Origin of the sequence: Methylobacterium sp. Leaf99 (assembly GCF_001422375.1) — a bacterium.
In the GTDB taxonomy this organism is placed as follows: Bacteria; Pseudomonadota; Alphaproteobacteria; order Rhizobiales; family Beijerinckiaceae; genus Methylobacterium.
In genome coordinates this window covers 725178-743076 of the sequence record NZ_LMMU01000001.1, presented here as the reverse complement: position 1 = coordinate 743076, position 17899 = coordinate 725178, and the positions used below count along the sequence as shown (strand labels likewise).

Here is a 17899-nt window from a genome sequence, read left to right as displayed (position 1 = left end):
GCCGATGATCGACGCCCTCGCCTCGCTGTCGGCCTTCGACAGGGCCGCCGGCCTCTCCGGCCCGAGCGCCGCCGCCCCGTTGCGGCCGGCGAGCTTCGCCACGATGCCGGCGGCGTCCGCGGGCGGCGCCCTGCCGGGTGCCGATTTCGGCGACGTCATGGCCCAGCTCGCCGCCGGGGTGCGGACCTCGCTCCGCACCGGCGAGGCCACCGCCATCTCGGGCATCCAGGGCAAGGCCTCGACGCAGCAGGTGGTGGAGGCGGTGATGTCCGCCGAGCAGAGCCTGCAGACCGCCATCGCCGTGCGCGACAAGGTCGTCGCCGCCTACCTCGAACTCAGCCGCATGCCGATCTAAGGATTCCCCAGCCGTGAGAGCACTCGCCATCGCCGCGACGGGCATGAACGCCCAGCAGATGAACCTCGAGGTCATCGCCAACAACATCGCCAACCTGAACACCACCGGGTTCAAGGGCGCGCGGGCCGAGTTCACCGATCTGCTCTACCAAGCCGAGCGCCAGCAGGGCGTGCCGAACCAGGCCGGCCAGGAGCCGGTGCCCGAGGGCGCCATGCTCGGCCTCGGCGTGCGCACGGCCGCCATCCGCAACCTGCACCGCCAGGGGCCGCTGGCCAACACGGCGAACCAGCTCGACATGGCCATCAACGGGCGCGGCTACTTCCAGATCACCAACCCCAACGGCGAGATCAACTACACCCGCGCCGGCTCGTTCAACCGCAACAACACCGGGCAGCTCGTGACCCTGGAGGGCTACACCGTCGAGCCGGCGATCACGATCCCGGCCAACGCCGTCGACGTGGTGGTCAACGGGTCCGGTCAGGTCTTCGCCAAGATCGACGGTCAGGTCCAGGCGCAGAACATCGGCCAGCTCTCGCTCGCCAACTTCGCCAACGAATCCGGCCTCGAGCCCCTCGGCAACGGCCTCTACCGCGAGACCGCCGCCTCGGGCGCCGCCGTGACCGGCGTCGCCGGCGACCTCAGCTTCGGCAAGATCCAGCAGGGGTATCTCGAGAGCTCCAACGTCGATCCGGTCAAGGAGATCACCAACATGATCACCGCCCAGCGCGCCTTCGAGATGAACTCCAAGGTGATCCAGGCGGCCGACGAGATGGCCGGCACCGTCTCGAAGGGCATCCGCTGACGTCAGCGGGCGCCGCCCTTCCGATTTCTCCCCGATCCCAGCGACACCGAACCCGGCCGGCGACGGCGGACCGGCCGCCCGCGGCGCCCCGGCTTTCACATCAAGGCACGACCACCATGGGCCACACGACCTTCGGAGGCGGACTCGCCGGCGGCCTCGCGGCCCTGGTGCTCGCGCTGGCCGGCGCCGCCCCGTCCCGGGCCACCGACCTGCTCCTGCCGGTGCCCACGGTGACGATCTATGCCGGCGACGTGATCAAGCCCGGGATGCTGCGCCTCCAGACCTATCCCGAGAGCTTCAAGGCCCGCACCGCCGTCATCGACGCGCCCATGGCCATCGCCGGGCGCACGGCGCGGCGGATGCTGCTGCCGGGCGAGCCCGTGCCGGTCAACGCCGTCGAGGACCCCCGCCTCGTCAGCCGCAACGTGGCGACGCAGATCGTGTTCGAGGAGCAGGGCCTGCTCATCACCGCCGTCGGCTCGCCCCTCCAGAACGGGGGCCTCGGCGAGACCATCCGGGTGCGCAACGCCGATACGGGGCGCATCGTCCTCGGCACGGTGATGGCCGACGGACGCATCCGCACCGGCGCCGGCCAGTGATGCGCCTCGGGTTCCTCGTCCTGGCCCTGATCCTCGCCGCCCTGCCGGCGCAGGCCATGGGCACGCGCATCAAGGACATCGCCAACCTCAAGGGCGTGCGCGACAACCAGCTCGTGGGCTACGGCCTCGTCACCGGCCTGCAGGGCACGGGCGATACGCTCCGCAACGCCCAGTTCACCGAGCAGTCCCTGCAATCCATGCTCGACCGCATGGGCATCAACGTCCGCGACGCCCGCCTGCGCACCCGCAACGTCGCCGCCGTGATGGTGACGGCCGACCTGCCGCCCTACACCGGCACCGGTTCGCGCATCGACGTCACCGTGACGTCGCTCGGCGACGCCACCTCCCTGAAGGGCGGCACCCTGCTGATGACGCCGCTCATGGGCGGTGACAGCCTCACCTACGCGGCGGCCCAGGGACCGCTCGCCGTCTCGGGCTTCGCCGTGGGCGGCGCGGCCGAGACCATCACGCAGGGCGTGCCCACCGCCGGCCGCATCCCCAACGGGGCCATGATCGAGCGCGAGGTGCCGGGCACGTTCCGCGATCTGCCCGAACTCGTGTTCGAGCTGAAGAACCCCGACTTCAAGACCGCCACCATGGTGGCCGACGCCATCAACGCCTACGCCCTGCAGCGCTTCCGCCGCCGGGTCGCCACCGCCCGCGACCAGCGCGCCATCGCCCTCGTCCGGCCGCCGCAGGTGACCCAGACCCGGTTCGTGGCCGAGATCGGCGACGTCACCGTCCAGCCCGACGCCCCGGCCCGCGTGGTGGTGGACCAGCGCACCGGCACCGTGGTCATCGGGCGCAACGTCCAAATCTCCACCGTGGCCGTGACCCACGGCAACCTCACGGTGCGGGTGACGGAAACCCCCGAGGTGTCCCAGCCGGCACCCTTCTCCAACGGCGTCACGGCGGTGGTTCCCCGCACGGAGGTGGCCGTCAACGAGCAGTCCGGCCGCATGGCGATCATCGGCGGGTCCGACCTCCAGACCCTGGTGCGCGGCCTCAACAACGTCGGCCTGAAACCCAGCGACATCATCTCGATCCTCCAGGCGGTGAAGACCTCCGGGGCCCTCCAGGCGGAGCTCGTGGTTCAATGAGTTCGACGAAACCGCCGCGCATCGCCGGCGAGGCCGCCCGGATGGTCGTCCCTGGCCGCGCACCGGCCGTCTCGTCGCGGTGGCTCGCCCTGATGGCCGCGCGGATGCTGGCGGTCCTGGGGCTCCTGGCCGTGGTTTCCCTCGGCCTCGGTCCGGTGCGGGCCCAGGGTGGCAAGTCGGAAAGCGGCAGGTCCGAGGGCGGCAAGCCGGCCGTGTCGGGCCTGAATCCCGGGCCGCTTCCGAAGGCCGCCGCGGCCAAGCCCAAGCTCGCCGAGACTAGGCCCGTCGAACCGACGCCCGAGGTCAGGCCCGTCGCCGAATCCAGCAAGCCCCCGGAGGTCGCGCAGGTGGCCGAGGCGCGGGCTCCCGAAGCCTCGCCCGAGCCCGCAAAACCCGCGGCAAAACCGTCGGCCTACTGCGCCAGCATCGCGGATGCGGCGGCCGATGCCCGCTTCGCCTGGCAGAAGGAGCAGCTCGCGACCCTGGAGAGGCAGGTCGACGAGCGCATCCGCCGCCTGGAGGAGAAGCGCGCCGAGTACGAGACCTGGCTCGCCCGCCGCAACGAGTTCCTCGCCAAGGCCGATACCGGCGTCGTGGCGATCTACCAGAAGATGCGCCCCGACGCGGCCGCCCTCCAGCTCGCCAACATGCCCGACGAGGGCGCGGCCGCGATCCTGACCAAGCTCAACGCCCGCACGGCGAGCGCCATCCTGAGCGAGATGGAGGCGGCCCGCGCCGCCCAGCTCGCCCGGATGATGACCGATGCCGGCAAGAAAGCCCGTGAAAGCGAGAAGTCCTGATGTCCGCCACCCGTCTGTGCGTCGGCTTCGTCCTGGCGGTCCTCGCGCCGGGCCTCGGCGCCTGCCGCGCGCCCCTGGACCCCCTGGGCCAGCCGCCGCTCCTCACCCCCATCGGCACGGGCCTGTCCCCGCCGCGCGAGGCCCTGCCGACGACCTTCGGGTCGCTCTCGCGCCGGACCTACCACTCGACCTGGTCGCCCTCGGGCGTCGACCTGTTCCAGGACCCGCGCGCGCGCAGCGTCGGCGACGTGATCACGGTGTCGATCCTCATCGACGACAAGGCCCAGTTCGGCAATTCGAGCGACCGCTCGCGCAGCCAGAAGTCGAGTCTCGGCTTCGATTTCGGCTACGGCGTCTCGGGCATGAAGGACGCGGCCACGGCGGATGCCGGCATCCGCTCGGGCACGGAGACCAAGGGCGCGGGCAACATCGACCGTTCCGAGGTGCTGCGCCTGTCGGTGGCCGCCATCGTCACCGAGCAGATGCCCAACGGCAACATGGTCGTCTCCGGCTCGCAGGAGGTGCGGGTCAACAACGAGGTCCGCGTCCTCAACGTGGCCGGCATCGTCCGCCCGCGCGACATCTCGCGCAAGAACACCATCGACTACGACAAGATCGCCGAGGCGCGCATCTCGTATGGCGGGCGCGGGCGCATCACCGACGTGCAGGGCCCGACCGTCGGCCAGCAGATCTTCGAGACCCTGGCGCCGTTCTGACGGCCCCCTTCTTCGGAAACCCACACGATGGCGGCCAAGGACGAGACGAAGACGGGCGGCGGCAAGGGCTGGATCGCCGTTCTGGCCCTGGTGAGCCTCGTCGCCATCGGCACCGGCGGCGGCCTCGGCCTGTACCTTCTCTCCACCGTGGAGAAGGCGGTGGACGTGAAGACGAAGGATGCGGAGAGCAAGGCGGTCAAGGTGCTGAAGTACACCGGCGACCTGTCGCTGCGCCCTGTCGGCTCCGTGGTGACCAACCTCGCGGATTCGGGCGACACCTGGGTGCGCCTCGAATCCTCCGTGGTGTTCAAGACCAGCGCGGTGCCCAACCCCGACGTGGCGCTCGCCGAAATCCGGGCCGACATCGTCGCCTACCTGCGCACGGTCTCCCTGCGGCAGATCGAGGGCGCCAGCGGCCTCCAGCACCTGCGCGAGGACCTCAACGAGCGCGTCGCCCTGCGCACCAAGGGCCAGGTGCGCGAACTCATCGTCGAGATGCTGGTGGTGCAGTAGCGGGCTGATCAGCACGGTCCATGGCGCGCATCCCCCCTCCCCGCGTGCGGGGACAGGGTCGCAGGCACCTCGCAGTGCCTGCGACGAGCGGGAGGCGAAGCCGAAGCGAAGGTGAGGGGGCGTGGCCGGATGAGCCCGATCCGGAGGCGCCCCCTCTCCGTCGGCTGCCGCCTCGTCGTGCCGACGACGAGGTCGGCACGACCCTCTCCCCGCAGGCGGGGCGAGGGGATGCGCAACGTTCGATGTGACCGACCGGAACCCCCATGAGACGCATCACCACCCTCGCCTTCGCCCTCGCCGCCACCCTCGCCCTCACGGGCGCGGCCGGGGCGCAGTCGGCCACGGGCCTGCCGGCCCTCGATGCCTTGCTGCCCGCCGGCAACGGCGCCGCGAGCGGGCGCATCCTGCAACTCGTCGCCCTGCTCACGGTGCTGTCCCTGGCACCGGGCCTCCTGGTGATGGTGACGAGCTTCACCCGGTTCGCCATCGCGTTCTCGTTCCTGCGCTCGGGTCTCGGCCTCCAGAGCACGCCGGCCAACATCTTCCTCGTGTCGCTGTCCCTGTTCATGACGTTCTACGTCATGTCGCCGACCTTCGACCGCGCCTGGAACGAGGGCCTGCGCCCGCTCACCGAGAACAAGATCACCGAGCTCGAGGCGATACCCAAGATCGTCGAGCCGTTCCGCGAGTTCATGGTGGCGCATGTCCGCCCGAAGGACCTCCAGACCTTCACGGATCTGGCCAGCCGCACCATTCCCAAGGCCGAGGGCGGCGAGACCGTCGACCTGCGCATCCTCATCCCGGCCTTCATGATCTCGGAGCTGCGGCGCGGCTTCGAGATCGGGTTCCTCATCGCCCTGCCGTTCCTCGTCATCGACATGATCGTGTCCACGGTGGTGATGTCCATGGGCATGATGATGCTGCCGCCGACCGTCATCTCCCTGCCGTTCAAGGTGCTGTTCTTCATCCTCATCGACGGCTGGAACATGCTGGTGAGCGGGCTGGTGCGATCGTTCTTCTAGGGAATCTGCCTTCATCGATCACAACCGAAGGTCGGGATCGATGAGGTCCGGCGGACGACCGCCGCCGTGCCGTCGCACGGGCGGATCTCCCCGAGCCCTGCTCACGGAGATCCGGTCGGCGCCGAAGGTTCCCGCCCGGCATCACGTTTTCACGATGCGGCGCAATCTCCGCGCAAGGCAGCCTCGTGAAAAGGGCTTCATCAGATCGCGGGTCTGAAGCGGAGCAGCCCACCGAATGTCCGGTCTCCAACACGCCGAAAGGCTCTGGAACAACATCCTCGCCCTCGGAGGCCGGCGCATCGCCGCCCTCTCCCTCATCGGCGTGGTGGTCTTCCTCGCCGTCGGGCTCGGGGCGTACTATCTCAGCCGCCCGGCCCAGGAGACCCTCTACACCGGCCTGAGCCGCGAGGATGTCGGGCGCATCGGCTCCGTCCTGAAGGACGCCAACATCCCGTTCGACGTCAGCGCCGACGGGGCCGCCGTCCTCGTCGCCTACGGCAACACCGCCACGGCCCGCATGCTGCTCGCCGAGAAGGGCCTGCCGCAGAGCGCCAAAGCCGGCTACGAGCTGTTCAACGATCTGGGGTCGCTCGGCATGACCTCGTTCATGCAGGAGGTGACCCGCGTCCGCGCCCTGGAGGGCGAGATCGCCCGCACCATCCAGGGCATGAAGGGCGTGAAAGCCGCCCGCGTCCACATCGTCCTGCCCGACCGCGGCTCGTTCCGCCGCGACCAGCAGCCGCCCTCGGCCTCCGTGGTGGTGCGCACCGAGCCCGCCGACGACGTCAGCGGCGCTCAGTCCATCCGCCACCTCGTCGCCTCGGCGGTGCCCGGCATGAAGCCCGACCGCGTCACCGTCATCGGCTCGGACGGGTCGCTGCTCCTGTCGGGCGACGACGCCAACGCCCAGCCCACGGGCAAGATGGCGACCCTGGAGAAGACCATCGGCCACGAGGTCCAGGACAACATCCGCCGGACCCTGACGCCCTATCTCGGCGTCGGCAACTTCGAGGTCAGCGTCGCCGCCCGCCTCAACACCGACAAGACCGTGAAGAACGAGACCATCTTCAACCCCGACCAGCGCGTCGAGCGCTCGACCCGGGCCGTGCGCGAGACCGAGAACGCCCAGAACCGCAACGCGAACAAGACCACCTCGGCCGCGCAGAACCTGCCCGACGCCCGCACCCGCTCGGACGGCAACGATTCCTCCAGCAACGAGACCCAGAAGCGCGAGGATCTCACCAACTACGAGATCTCTTCGCAGACGATTCAGACGGTGAGCGACGGCTACGCCATCCGCCAGATCTCCGTCGCGGTCCTCGTCAACCGGGCGCGCCTCGCCTCCCTCGCCGGCCCCGACGCCACCAAGGCCCAGATCGACGCCCAGGTCGCCGAGATCGAGCAGCTCGTCGGCTCGGCCGCGGGCTTCAACAAGGAGCGCGGCGACAACGTCAAGGTCGCGGCCGTCGGCTTCGTCAACGACGGCCAGCCCCTGGAAGCCGTGCCGCCCCTCGGGCTGACGGACGTGCTGATGCGCCAGTCGGCCACCCTCATCAACGCCGGCACCATCCTGCTGGTGGCCGGCCTGCTGATCTGGTTCGGCCTGCGCCCGGCCATGCGCGCCATCCTGGAGATCCCCGCCGCCCAGCAGGAAGAGGTCCTGGCGCTCGCCGCCGCGACGGCCGCCGCCAACGGCAACGCGGCCCTGGCCGACGGCACCGCGCCGGCCCTGGCCCTCGGGGCCGCCGGCGACGTCCCGAGCCTGGCCGCCCCCGCCGGCGGCGTCGCCGGCATGATCGAGGACCTCGCCGACAAGCTCGCCCGCTCGCCCCAGAAGCGCCTGGAGCAGATGATCGAGACCGACGAGGCCCAGGCCGCCGAGATCCTGAAGCGCTGGCTCCTGCGTGAGGCCGCGTGATGGCCGCCGCGATCGCCCGCCTGCTGCCCGACTTCTCCGTCGCCCCCGCCGGCCACCGCCCCCCGGACGGCCTCGCCCTTCTCCTGCGCGCCGCTTCGCCGCCCGCTCCCGCGCCCCCGCCGGAGGATCGCGCCGCCCTCCTGGCGGAGGCCGCGTCCCGCGGCCGGGCCGAGGGCCGGGCCCAGGCGCAAAGTGAATCCGCCGCGGCGCTCGCCTTCGCCCAGGCCGATTTCGACGCCCGCCTCGCCGCCGCGCGCGGGGAATGGTGCGCCGCCGAGGGCGATCGCCTCGCCGCCGGATTCTCCGCCGCGCTCCAGGCCCTCGGGGGCCAGCTCACCGACCGCGTCGGCACCCTGCTGGTGCCCGTGCTGACGGCGGGCCTCCGGCGCCAGGCCGTGGACGACCTCGCCCTGACCCTGGCGCAGCTCCTCGCCGACCCCCGCCACGCCCCCGTGCGCATCAGCGGACCGGCCGACCTCCTCGACGCGCTCGCGGGCAAACTCGGCGCGGGCGAATCCAGCGTGGCCTTCCACCCTTCCGAGGCCGTCGAGGTCACGATCCGGGCGGACCAGACAATCATCGAGACGCAGCTCGGCGCCTGGGCCGGCCTGCTCGCCGCCGCCGTCGAAGGAGCCTGACGCGATGGCGGACGACCACCACGAGATCATCATCATCAAGCGCCACAGCGACCACGAGGAAGCTCACCACGGCGGCGCCTGGAAGATCGCGCTGGCCGACTTCATGACGGCGATGATGGCGCTGTTCCTGGTGCTGTGGCTTATCGGCTCCACCACCAAGGAGACGAAGAGCGCCATCGCCCAGTACTTCAACCCGGTGAAGCTCGCCGACGTCACCTTCGACCGCAAGGGCGTGCGCGACCCCACCAACACCCCCGGCGAGCCGATCCCCGAGGAGGGCAAGCCGGAGGACGGCAAGGGCGAGGGGAGCGGCAGGGGGGATGGCAAGGGCGACGGCAAGGGCGCCGACGCGGCCCCCGGCAGCCGTGCCCGCGAGGCCGCCCTGTTCCAGGACCCCTACGCCGTGCTGGCCAAGCTCGCGGCGGAAGCCGAATCCGAATCCGCCAGTGCCGACACCGTGGCGTCCGAGACGGGCGAGCCCGGCTTCAAGGGCGGCGAGGCCGCGCGTGATCCGTTCGATCCGCTCTACTGGCAGGTCGCCCCCGTGACGAAGGCCCGGACGGAGCAGCCGGGCTCGACCGCCACCGTCAGCCCCCTGCCGCAGGAGGCCCGCCTCGACGCCCGCGCCGCCACCGTGCCGTCGAAGGGCGCCGGATCGGCCGGCGCGCCGAAGGCCGCCCCCGTCCAGCTCGCCTCGGCCCTGCCCGAGGACGGCGAAATCCGGCTGCCGGCGAACCTGACGCCGAAGCCCGCCGAGGCCGCCGAGTCGAAACCCGCGGAGTCGAAAACCGCCAAGGAGACACGGGACGCCAAGGAGGCGAACGCGGCCAAGGTCGCGGAGGCCGCCGAGACGGCCGCCGTCGCTGCGATCAAGGCCGAGATCGCCAAGGCGGTGCCGTCCCAGGGCGCCGCGCCGGCGCCGCATGTCGAGGTGCGCCGCACGGGTGAGGGCATCCTCATCAGCCTCACGGACGACATCGGATTCAGCATGTTCGGCGTCGGCTCCGCCGAGCCCCAGGCCAAGGTGGTGCGCGCCCTCGAACAGGTGGCCCGCATCCTCAAGGACCGGCCCGGCCAGGTCGTCGTGCGCGGCCACACGGACGGCCGGCCGTTCCGCTCGGAGACCTACGACAACTGGCGCCTGTCCTCGGCCCGCGCCCAGATGGCCTCCTACATGCTCGTGCGCGGCGGCCTCGCCGATGCCCGCCTGGAGCGGATCGAGGGCTATGCCGACCGCCAGCCGCGCAACCCCGCCGACCCGAAGGCCGCCGAGAACCGCCGCATCGAGATTCTTCTGCGCGGACGGCCGGAGTGAGCCCGTTCCGGTGGAATCTCTGGGGGGGGCGTGATCGCGACCGGCCCCCTCTCCCGAAAGGAGGGGGACCTGCGCCCGGATCGACCCGGTGGGCGACCGCGGCACGGTGGTCGCGTCTCGCCGTCCTCATCGTGGCCATGACCCTCGCGGAATCAGCCCGCGCCGCCGAGTCCCACGACGCAGGCGGGCACGCCGCAGCACCCGCCGCCGCCATCGAGCCCCTGCCGGTCAAGCCCTACACCCTGCCCGTCGAGATGGTCCGCACCCTGCAGTTGCTGCAGGACCGCATCGCGCAAGGCTCGGGGCCCGCCCATACGGGCCAGCGCGCCCTCCTGGCCCATGCGGAGGACCGCATGCGCGCCCTCGAGCCCGACGCCTGGGCCGACCCGGTGAACATCCGCGCGGCCGTGACCTTCGCCCTCGGCGGCGGCGGGCCGGCGCTCCTGCGCCACATCCTCGCTTCCGCCAAGGTGCCGGCGGAGAGCACGCCCCTGGTGCTCGGGTCCCTCGCCTTCCTCGAAGGCCGCGAGAAGGAGGCCCGCACCCTGCTCACCAAGATCGACGCCGCGTCCGTGCCCGTCGGCCTCGGGGCGCAGCTCGCCCTGACCCAGTCGGCCCTGGTGGTGCGCGACGATCCCGCTCAGTCGATCCGCCTGCTCGATCTCGCGCGCCTGCTGGCGCCCGGCACCCTGGTGGAGGAAGGGGCGCTCCGCCGGGAGATCTTCGTCCTGGCCCAGGGCAACGATCTGGCGAAGTTCGAGGCCCTGGCGATCCAGTACCTGCGCCGGTTCCGCCACTCGGTCTACGCCGGCAACTTCCGTCAGCGCTTCGCCGCCGCCCTGACCCGCCTCGATTTCGGCACCGATGCGGGCCGCTTCGCCCGGCTCCAGGCCATGCTCGACGAGATCGAGCCGGATGGCCGGCGCGACCTCTACCTGCTGGTGGCCCGCGCCGCCCTCGACCAGGGCAAGAACGCCACCGCCGTCTTCGCCGCCGAGCGCACCGTCACCCTGACCGAGCCCGGCACCGTCGCGGCGGTCCGGGCCCGCCTGTACCGGGCCGCCGCCCTCGTGGTGGTGGACGGCCGGTTCGAGGAGAGCGTCGAGACCCTGCGGATGACCGACCGGTCCGTGCTGGCGCCGGCCGATCGCGACCTCCTCGACGCGGCCCTGGCCACCGCCCGGGAGATCCGCGACGTGCCGGGCGTGCCGGCCGTCGCCCCGCTCCCGCCGGTGCCGACCCAGGTGGTGGCCCGCGAAGTCCCGACCCCCTCCGCCATCGCCCGGGCGCAGGGGGCGATCGATCAGATCGACGACTTGATGAGGAAGAGCGGCCGATGAACACGTTCGCTGCGACGATGCCGGCCCCGCGCCCCCCGGACGCCGTGGCGCCCCGGGGCGGGGCGGAGGCCGCCGAGGCGTCCCCGGAGGCCGCCGCGGGGGCGTTCGGCGCCGTGCTCGGTGCCCTCAAGGAGGGGCGCCCGGCCAAGGATGCGGCCCGCCGCGACGCGAAGACGGCGGACGATGCGGCCGCCGAGGCGGCCAAACCCCTTCCCGACGCCGTTGGGCCCGTCGAGGCGGGCACCGTCCCGCCGGCGACCGCCCTGGACCCGGCGGCCCTACTGGCGCTCATCGCCCGGGCGGTGCCCGGCGCGTCGGCCGCTCCCACCGGCGCGGCCGCGACGGCGGCCGGGCCAACCGCGTCGGAACAGGCCCCGTCGGGGCGGGGCGCGGCCGCCGCGGCCGGGGTGGCGGAGCTCGCCGCCGGAATCGTCCGCGCGGCCGGGGAGACCGGGCGTGCGCAGGACGGCGTTCGGGGACTGCCGGTCGGGGGCGTCCTCGGCCAGGGCCTCCCGTCTGAGGGCATCCCGGCCCAGGGCGGCCCCGGGTCGCCGGGCGTCGTCGAGGCCCGCCCCCAGGTAACGGTCCTCCAGCAGGAAACCCACTTCGCACCGGTCAAGCCGAGGCTGGTCTCCGGTCAGGCCGCCGCGATCCCGGCCGCCACGAACCCGGCGGTCGCAGGGCTCGCCGGCGCCCCGGCCTCCATCGCCGCCGCACCGGCCCTGGCTGCCGCGACGGAGGCTCCGCGCGACGGAACGTCGCCCCGGGACGTCGCGCCCGTCGCCGGCCCATCCGCGCCCGCCGCCGCGACCCAAGCCGGCGTTGCCGCGACCCAGGCCGGGGTTCCGGTGACGGCGGCCGGATCGCCGCGCGCCGCCGCGGCGGAGCCGTCCGGACGAGCGCGCCGGGCCGAATCCGGGGCGGCGGCCCAGGAGACCGCCGTGGCTTCGCCGTCTGCCCAGCGCATCGCCGGACAGGCGGCGCCCGTCGAGGCCGCCGGCCCGTCCCCGGGGGAGGTCGCCACCGCGGAGTCCGGCCCGAGCGAAGCCCTCGCGCCCGCCGCCCCGGCGCCGGGCGGCGCGCCGCCGTCCGGCGCGCCCCTCGGCACGCCGGCCCGCCAGGTCGCCGAGGCGGTGGCCGCCGAACTGGCCGGCCCGTCCGCCACGGCCGGCGCCGCCGCCACGACACCGGGCGGCGAGGGACCCCTGCGGCTCCTCACCATCCAGCTCCGGCCGATGGACCTCGGCACCGTCCTCGTGCGGATGCGCCTGCGCGACGGCCAGCTCGAGATGAGCCTCCACGCCAGCCGCGCGGAGACGGCCGCCCTCCTGCGCCAGGACGGCGCCCTCCTCGCCGACCTGCTGCGCCAGTCCGGCTACCAGCCGGACGGCGTCACCATCGGGGCGAACGAAGCGGGCGGTGCCCCCCAGGGTGACGGCGGCCGGCAGAATTCCGGCGCGCCGTTCCAGGCGGGCGGTCAGGCCGGCGGTCAGGCCCAGGCTGGCGCCGACCCCGACCAGGCGTCCCGGCGCCCCGGCGCCCCTTCCGCGGACGACCGAACCGACCTGACGAGCGAGCGGACCCATGAGACGAATGCTTCCGGCCCTGACCGCAGCGGCCTGTACCTTTAGCGGGATCGCCGTCGTCTGCGGCACCGCCCTGGCCGGCGTTCCCCCGGCGGCGAGCAAGGTCTGCGAGCGCGAGATGGCCAGTGCCGCGACGAAGCACGGCGTGCCCCTCGGCGTGCTCTACGCCGTCGGACTGACGGAGAGCGGCAACCGCGGCTCGCTCCAGCCCTACGCCATGAACATCGCCGGCAAAGCGTATTTCGGCACCAACGCGGCCGACGTGCTGGCCCGCCTCGCCGAGGCGCAGCGCGGCGGCGTGAAGCTCGTCGATCTCGGCTGCATGCAGATCAACCACCATTACCACCGGGCGAAGTTCGCCTCCCTGGAGGGGATGATCGACCCGGCCCAGAACGTCGAGTACGCCACCCGCTTCCTCAAGGAGCTGAAGGCCCGCGAGGGCAGCTGGACCCTGGCGGTCGCCCGCTACCATGCCGGCCCCAACAACAACCCCGCCCAGAAGACCTATGTCTGCCGGGTCATCGCCAACATGGTCGCGTCGGGCTTCGGCACCTGGACGCCGGGGGCCAGGAGCTTCTGCCAGTCCTGATTGACCGCCGGTGGCGGAGGCCCGTGGGCCCGCCGGGGACCTTGTCGGTCCGGTGGCCGGGGAGGGGATTCGGGACGGCGCGGCGCTCGGCGCAGTCCGGTCCCGACAGGCCGCGCCGGTCGCGGTCCCCCCGTTCCCCGCCTCGAAACGGGGGCGGACTTTTGCGGAGCGCGGCCCGCCCCACCGCCGGCGCGCGCGCGGCAAGGCGGAACGGCGCGCGCGGGGATGGGACGGGCCGCGCCGTTCCGTCCGCGGTCGCCGCGGACCGGCGCACGCCGGGGGGCTGGACCGGCGCGGCGCCGGCCCGGGACGGCGCGACGGTCCCGTCCCGGGCGGCCGGATTTGTGATGTTTCGGCAACGCCGGCCCGCCGGTTTTGCACACCCTGCGAAACCCGGCGGCCGGAACCCAAGAATCCCCTTGCGGCGGTATATAGGTCGCTGTATCCGGTGTTCCACCGAAGGTCGAAGCGTTAGCGAAGATCACGGGCGGACCGGCGCCTTAGCCGGGCTGATAACCACCAGGAGATGCCCCATGGCTCTTTCACGAGCACAGATTCAGGTAGCGTTCCAGAATTCTCTGGGTCGCGCTGCTTCGGCCAGCGACGAGAATTCCTACTTCTCCGTGTCCCAGTCCGGCGCCCTCACGGACGCCCAGATCTTCTCGACCATCTCGAACTCCCGTGAGGCCGACCAGATCGCCGATCCGGTCATCCGCTTCTACCAGGCCGCCTTCGGCCGCGTGCCCGATCAGGCCGGTCTGCAGAACGCTGAGAACTTCGTCCGGGCCCTCGGCCCGTCGGCGGCGACCTACCAGAACCTGTCGAACATGTTCGCGCAGTCGACCGAGTTCACCAACCGCTTCGGCACCGGCACCGCCGTCGACGCCGCCTACGTCCAGGCCCTCTACAGCACCATCCTCGGCCGCGCAGCGTCCTCCGGTGAAGTCGATGGCTATGTTAACTCCGCTGGCATCACCCGTGGCAGCGCGCTTTATCTCGTCTCGCAGTCGCAGGAAGCCATCTCGGTCTCCGACGCGGCCGTGAACGGCTTCCAGCTGAACGCCGCTCAGGGTACGGCTGTCTACACCGGCTCGATCTACACCGCTCAGAACGGTCAGCCGAACACCCCCGGTAACACTGGTTCGACTTTCGCTCTGACCACCGGTATCGATACCCTTACGGGCACGGCTGGTAACGACACGTTCCTTGGCACGGTCGATGGAACGACCCCCGCCTCTCGACCTCGACCCTTGGCGACTCGATCAACGGTGGCGCTGGTACGGACACTGTCCGCATCATCTCGACCGCTGGAACCACGAACGTTCCGACTCTTACGAACGTTGAGAACCTGATCATCGTTGACACCGTTCAGGAGTCGCGTGACGTGTCCGGCATCGCTGGCCTGACCTCGTTCACCCTTGAGGGTGGCACGACGATTGCTGCCGGTACGGTCACTGCTACGGTTGGTGCCAACCAGTCGCTTACCCTCCGTAATATCACCGATGGTGATAACACTGCGGATACTGCTAACACGGGTGGCGTAGCTATCGCTTCTGCTGCTTCCGTTACTTCTCTGTCGCTGAACATTGAAGGTGTTGGTGCTGCTGCTACTTCCACTGTCTTGGGCTCGCTCAACGACCTCGACATCGACGTGACGGGCACTGGCGTTGCTACCTTGAACCTCGGTTCGACCGGCAACAACTTCATCAGCCTTGCCGATACCGGTACTGCGCTTCGCACCGTCAACATCACTGGTGGCGGCGCTACCACGATCACTGCTGCTCCGGCTGGCCTCACCACCGTGAATGCGTCTGCTGCAACTGGTGCGGTGAACTTCAATGCGACCGGCATCACTGCCGCTGCATTTGCTTTCACTGGTGGCGCCGGCAACGACACGCTGACGCTGGGTGATGATGCTTTTGCTACGCTCACTGCTGGTACGCAGCTGAACGGTGGGGCAGGTATCGACAAGATCGGCATCTTCGACACCGTTTTGACCGGTACTGAAGCTGCCCGACTCAATGCCGTCACCGGCTTTGAAACCCTTGGCCTTAACGCCAACATCACTCTCGATGCGTCCACCGTTTCGAACTTCAAAGCCTTCTCTATCGATACTGCCGCCACGACCTCGACGATCAGCCAGCTGCAGACCGGCAGCAGCGTTGGGTTCACGGCTAGCACTGCTTCACTGACGCTCTCGCCGGCCATCGGCACGAACTCAGTGGACGTGTCGCTCGCTGGCGGTGTGACTGTGGGTGCGCTCGTAACCACCGGCATCGGCACCATCAACGTTGCGTCCAACGGCACCACCGCCAACGTGCTCTCGCTGACCAACAGCGATAACTCGTCGGTCAACATCACTGGTGCTGACGCTCTCACCGTCAATCTCGCTGCCGGTACGGCATCGGGTAGCTTGGTGAACGGCGCGGCGGCTACTGGCATCCTGACCATCAATGGTTCGGGCCAGAACGATGTCATCCGCGGTGGTACCGCTGCTGACATTCTCACGGCTGGTGCTGGTGCAGACACGATTACCGGCAATGCTGGTAACGACGTGTTCGCTTTCACCACTCGCGCAGACACGAAGGGTGCAGGCTTCGCTGGCACCAACACCACGACTGCAAACATCGACAAGATCACTGATTTTGCCGGGAATGGCACGGCCGCTGGTGATAGCATCCAGCTGAGCGGTACTGCCGGTGCCTTCGGTACGGGCCTCACCTTCACTGCTGCAACCGTTGCTAACGTCACCGCCGTGACTGTCGCGACGGCTGCTGACTTCGACACCCTGACGGCTGCTGTTCAGGGAGCGAGTGCTGGTGTCGTGTCTAACGCCACGACCGCTCAGATCTATGACGTGACGGTTACTGCCGGTGCGCTGGCTGGCCGCTACGCCATCGTGAATGATGCAACGAACACGATCCAGGCGACTGACACCATCATCGCTATCACGGGCGTGACGGGTGCTCTGAACAACCAGGACTTCACTTTCACGACCGTCTAACGTTCGTGTAAAATAAGTCGATTAATTGGCGGGAGGCTTATGGCCTCCCGCCTTTTTGTTTGGGATAGACCCACCTTAGAAGTTCTCATGCGGCCTACGCCCTTCGACTTGCGAAAGGCACAGAAGATTATGGTGTTTTAGATTACGGGCTTCAAATCTTTTGGCTTATTTATTCCGAGGAAGCTTTGATGAGCAGCATTCAACCTGTCGCCCGCTCTCGCCACGGAAAGCTGAAGTGGCACCGTTATACCGATTTCACTTTTGCTGCGAATACCACTGTCGCCCCACTTGCGGCTGCGGAAGTCGCTAAAGCAGCCCTTGCGCTCCCTTTAGCGTTCGTCGAGTCGAATGGAGACTGGACGCTCGTAGCCCTTTTTGGTTTAGTGCAGGGGCAGAACTATTACGTTGCCGACAATGGTCAGTGGATTGCTGCTTACGTCCCAGCGTTGTTCCGGGCATACCCTTTCCGGATTGGACCAAATGAAGCCGGCGAGATGATCCTTGGCATCGACGAGGCAAGCGGCCTAATCGTTGATGGCGTCGAGGGAGAGAGCTTCTTCGAGGAAACAGGTGAACCCAGTCCAGCTGTCCAGCAAGTTTGGGACTTTTTGCAGGAGACTACGAAAAGTGAGGCGATCCTCGCGAGGGCTTGCAAAGAGCTGTATTCGGCTGGTGTGATCGAGCCATGGCCGATCTCCATACAGGAAGAGGCCGGAACCAAGGAAGTTGCTGGTTTAAGCCGCATCAACGAAGCCGCCTTGAACGGGTTGGAGGACAACGTCTTCAATCAGCTTCGCCGAGCGGGGGTTATCGGCGTCGCCTACGCCCAGCTCCTCTCCATGGGCAACCTCGCCGATCTCGGCAAGCTCGCCCAGGCCCGCGCCCAGGCCGAGGCCGCCGAACGGGCCAGGGCCGAAGTCAAGCCGATGATCGCGCTGCCCGACGACAGCACCATCGACTGGGACTGGAGCAAGGTCGGCAAGACCTGACCGGTCGCCCGCCTCCGCACGCAGATCTTAAAAAAGAAAACCCAAGGCGCCCATGGCCCCCACCCTTCCCATCGTCGCCGCCAGCCTGCGGTTCGCCTATGCCGAGGCCGAGGACCGGCTGACGCTCCTCGCCGCCGATGCGCGGGGCCAGGCCGTGCACGTCGCCCTGACGCGGCGGCTGACGGACCGGCTGTTCAACGGGCTCGCCCAGCTCCTGGAGCGGTCCAACGCCCTCGCGGTCCAGGCCCCGGCGGAATTGCGCGACGACATCGTCCTGATGGAGCACCAGGACGCCCTCTACGGCCAGGGGGCGGCCCCGCAGGCCGAGGCCGTGGCGCTGCCGGACCTGCCGGCGCCCCGCCTCGTCGGCGCCATCGACATCACCGTCACGCCCGCCTCCTTCGAGATCGGCCTGCGCGACGCCGGGCCCCTCGTCGCCCTCAGCCTCGACCGGCGCCAGGTCCACCGCATCGTCGAGGCCCTCGGCCAGCACGCGGAGGCCGCCGGCTGGAACATCGCCGTCGCGGCGGCGTGGCTCGAACCGGGACAGACGGAAATCGTCCTCAACTGACACAACCGTGTGCCGCGACGCGCGGCCGCGGCGGATAGATCG

At 70.1% G+C, this 17899-nt stretch carries 18 protein-coding genes; all 18 read left to right on the top strand.

Annotated elements, in window-relative coordinates; genetic code table 11:
* Positions 1 to 4 precede the first annotated feature (4 nt).
* The 18 genes from ASF28_RS03400 (at position 5) to ASF28_RS03315 (ending at position 17857) form a co-directional block, all read left to right on the top strand.
* A complete protein-coding gene (locus tag ASF28_RS03400; protein WP_056087663.1) occupies positions 5 to 355 on the top strand; it encodes a flagellar hook-basal body complex protein FliE in 351 nt (116 codons plus the stop codon).
* A gap of 13 nt (positions 356 to 368) precedes the next feature.
* Positions 369 to 1157, top strand: coding sequence for a flagellar basal-body rod protein FlgG (flgG, locus tag ASF28_RS03395; RefSeq protein ID WP_056087660.1), 789 nt, complete (start codon positions 369 to 371; stop codon positions 1155 to 1157).
* Between the two features lie 116 nt (positions 1158 to 1273).
* Positions 1274 to 1756, top strand: coding sequence for a flagellar basal body P-ring formation chaperone FlgA (gene flgA, locus ASF28_RS03390; RefSeq protein ID WP_056087657.1), 483 nt, complete (start codon positions 1274 to 1276; stop codon positions 1754 to 1756).
* Positions 1756 to 2856, top strand: a complete 1101-nt coding sequence (flgI, locus tag ASF28_RS03385) for a flagellar basal body P-ring protein FlgI (protein ID WP_056087654.1) — start codon at positions 1756 to 1758, stop codon at positions 2854 to 2856. The genes flgA and flgI overlap by 1 nt, the downstream gene beginning before the upstream one ends.
* A 347-nt stretch (positions 2857 to 3203) precedes the next feature.
* Positions 3204 to 3656 carry a MotE family protein gene (locus ASF28_RS23660; RefSeq protein WP_443189724.1) on the top strand — a complete coding sequence of 151 codons (453 nt, stop codon included), beginning with the start codon at positions 3204 to 3206 and terminating at the stop codon, positions 3654 to 3656.
* The gene (gene flgH / locus ASF28_RS03375; protein ID WP_056087651.1) at positions 3656 to 4372 is read left to right on the top strand and encodes a flagellar basal body L-ring protein FlgH; all 717 of its coding nucleotides are present in this window, start codon (positions 3656 to 3658) and stop codon (positions 4370 to 4372) included. Before ASF28_RS23660 ends, flgH begins: the two co-directional genes overlap by 1 nt.
* 27 nt (positions 4373 to 4399) lie before the next feature.
* Positions 4400 to 4885, top strand: coding sequence for a flagellar basal body-associated FliL family protein (locus ASF28_RS03370; RefSeq protein WP_056087648.1), 486 nt, complete (start codon positions 4400 to 4402; stop codon positions 4883 to 4885).
* A 263-nt stretch (positions 4886 to 5148) separates the two neighbouring features.
* Entirely contained in the window at positions 5149 to 5907 is a 759-nt protein-coding gene (gene fliP, locus ASF28_RS03365; RefSeq protein ID WP_056087646.1) for a flagellar type III secretion system pore protein FliP, read from the top strand.
* A gap of 235 nt (positions 5908 to 6142) precedes the next feature.
* Positions 6143 to 7825 (top strand): flagellar basal-body MS-ring/collar protein FliF, encoded by a 1683-nt coding sequence (gene fliF, locus ASF28_RS03360; RefSeq protein WP_056087644.1) that lies wholly within the window; start codon positions 6143 to 6145, stop codon positions 7823 to 7825.
* Entirely contained in the window at positions 7825 to 8463 is a 639-nt protein-coding gene (locus ASF28_RS03355; RefSeq protein WP_056087641.1) for a hypothetical protein, read from the top strand. Before fliF ends, ASF28_RS03355 begins: the two co-directional genes overlap by 1 nt.
* 4 nt (positions 8464 to 8467) lie before the next feature.
* Positions 8468 to 9778: a MotB family protein gene (locus tag ASF28_RS03350; RefSeq protein WP_056087637.1), complete on the top strand. Its 1311-nt coding sequence runs from the start codon at positions 8468 to 8470 to the stop codon at positions 9776 to 9778.
* Positions 9775 to 11118 (top strand): chemotaxis protein MotC, encoded by a 1344-nt coding sequence (locus ASF28_RS03345; RefSeq protein ID WP_274533106.1) that lies wholly within the window; start codon positions 9775 to 9777, stop codon positions 11116 to 11118. Before ASF28_RS03350 ends, ASF28_RS03345 begins: the two co-directional genes overlap by 4 nt.
* Positions 11115 to 12749 carry a flagellar hook-length control protein FliK gene (fliK, locus tag ASF28_RS03340; RefSeq protein ID WP_056087633.1) on the top strand — a complete coding sequence of 545 codons (1635 nt, stop codon included), beginning with the start codon at positions 11115 to 11117 and terminating at the stop codon, positions 12747 to 12749. The genes ASF28_RS03345 and fliK overlap by 4 nt, the downstream gene beginning before the upstream one ends.
* Complete coding sequence (locus ASF28_RS03335) at positions 12703 to 13293, top strand: transglycosylase SLT domain-containing protein (protein ID WP_082475977.1); 591 nt, start codon at positions 12703 to 12705, stop codon at positions 13291 to 13293. Before fliK ends, ASF28_RS03335 begins: the two co-directional genes overlap by 47 nt.
* Before the next feature lie 533 nt (positions 13294 to 13826).
* Positions 13827 to 14645, top strand: a complete 819-nt coding sequence (locus ASF28_RS21415) for a DUF4214 domain-containing protein (protein ID WP_162239976.1) — start codon at positions 13827 to 13829, stop codon at positions 14643 to 14645.
* 32 nt (positions 14646 to 14677) lie between these two features.
* Positions 14678 to 16297 carry a beta strand repeat-containing protein gene (locus ASF28_RS03325; protein WP_157085331.1) on the top strand — a complete coding sequence of 540 codons (1620 nt, stop codon included), beginning with the start codon at positions 14678 to 14680 and terminating at the stop codon, positions 16295 to 16297.
* Between the two features lie 188 nt (positions 16298 to 16485).
* Positions 16486 to 17286 (top strand): SapC family protein, encoded by an 801-nt coding sequence (locus ASF28_RS21410; RefSeq protein ID WP_082475975.1) that lies wholly within the window; start codon positions 16486 to 16488, stop codon positions 17284 to 17286.
* Between the two features lie 52 nt (positions 17287 to 17338).
* Positions 17339 to 17857, top strand: coding sequence for a hypothetical protein (locus ASF28_RS03315; protein ID WP_056087621.1), 519 nt, complete (start codon positions 17339 to 17341; stop codon positions 17855 to 17857).
* The last annotated feature ends 42 nt before the right edge of the window (positions 17858 to 17899 follow it).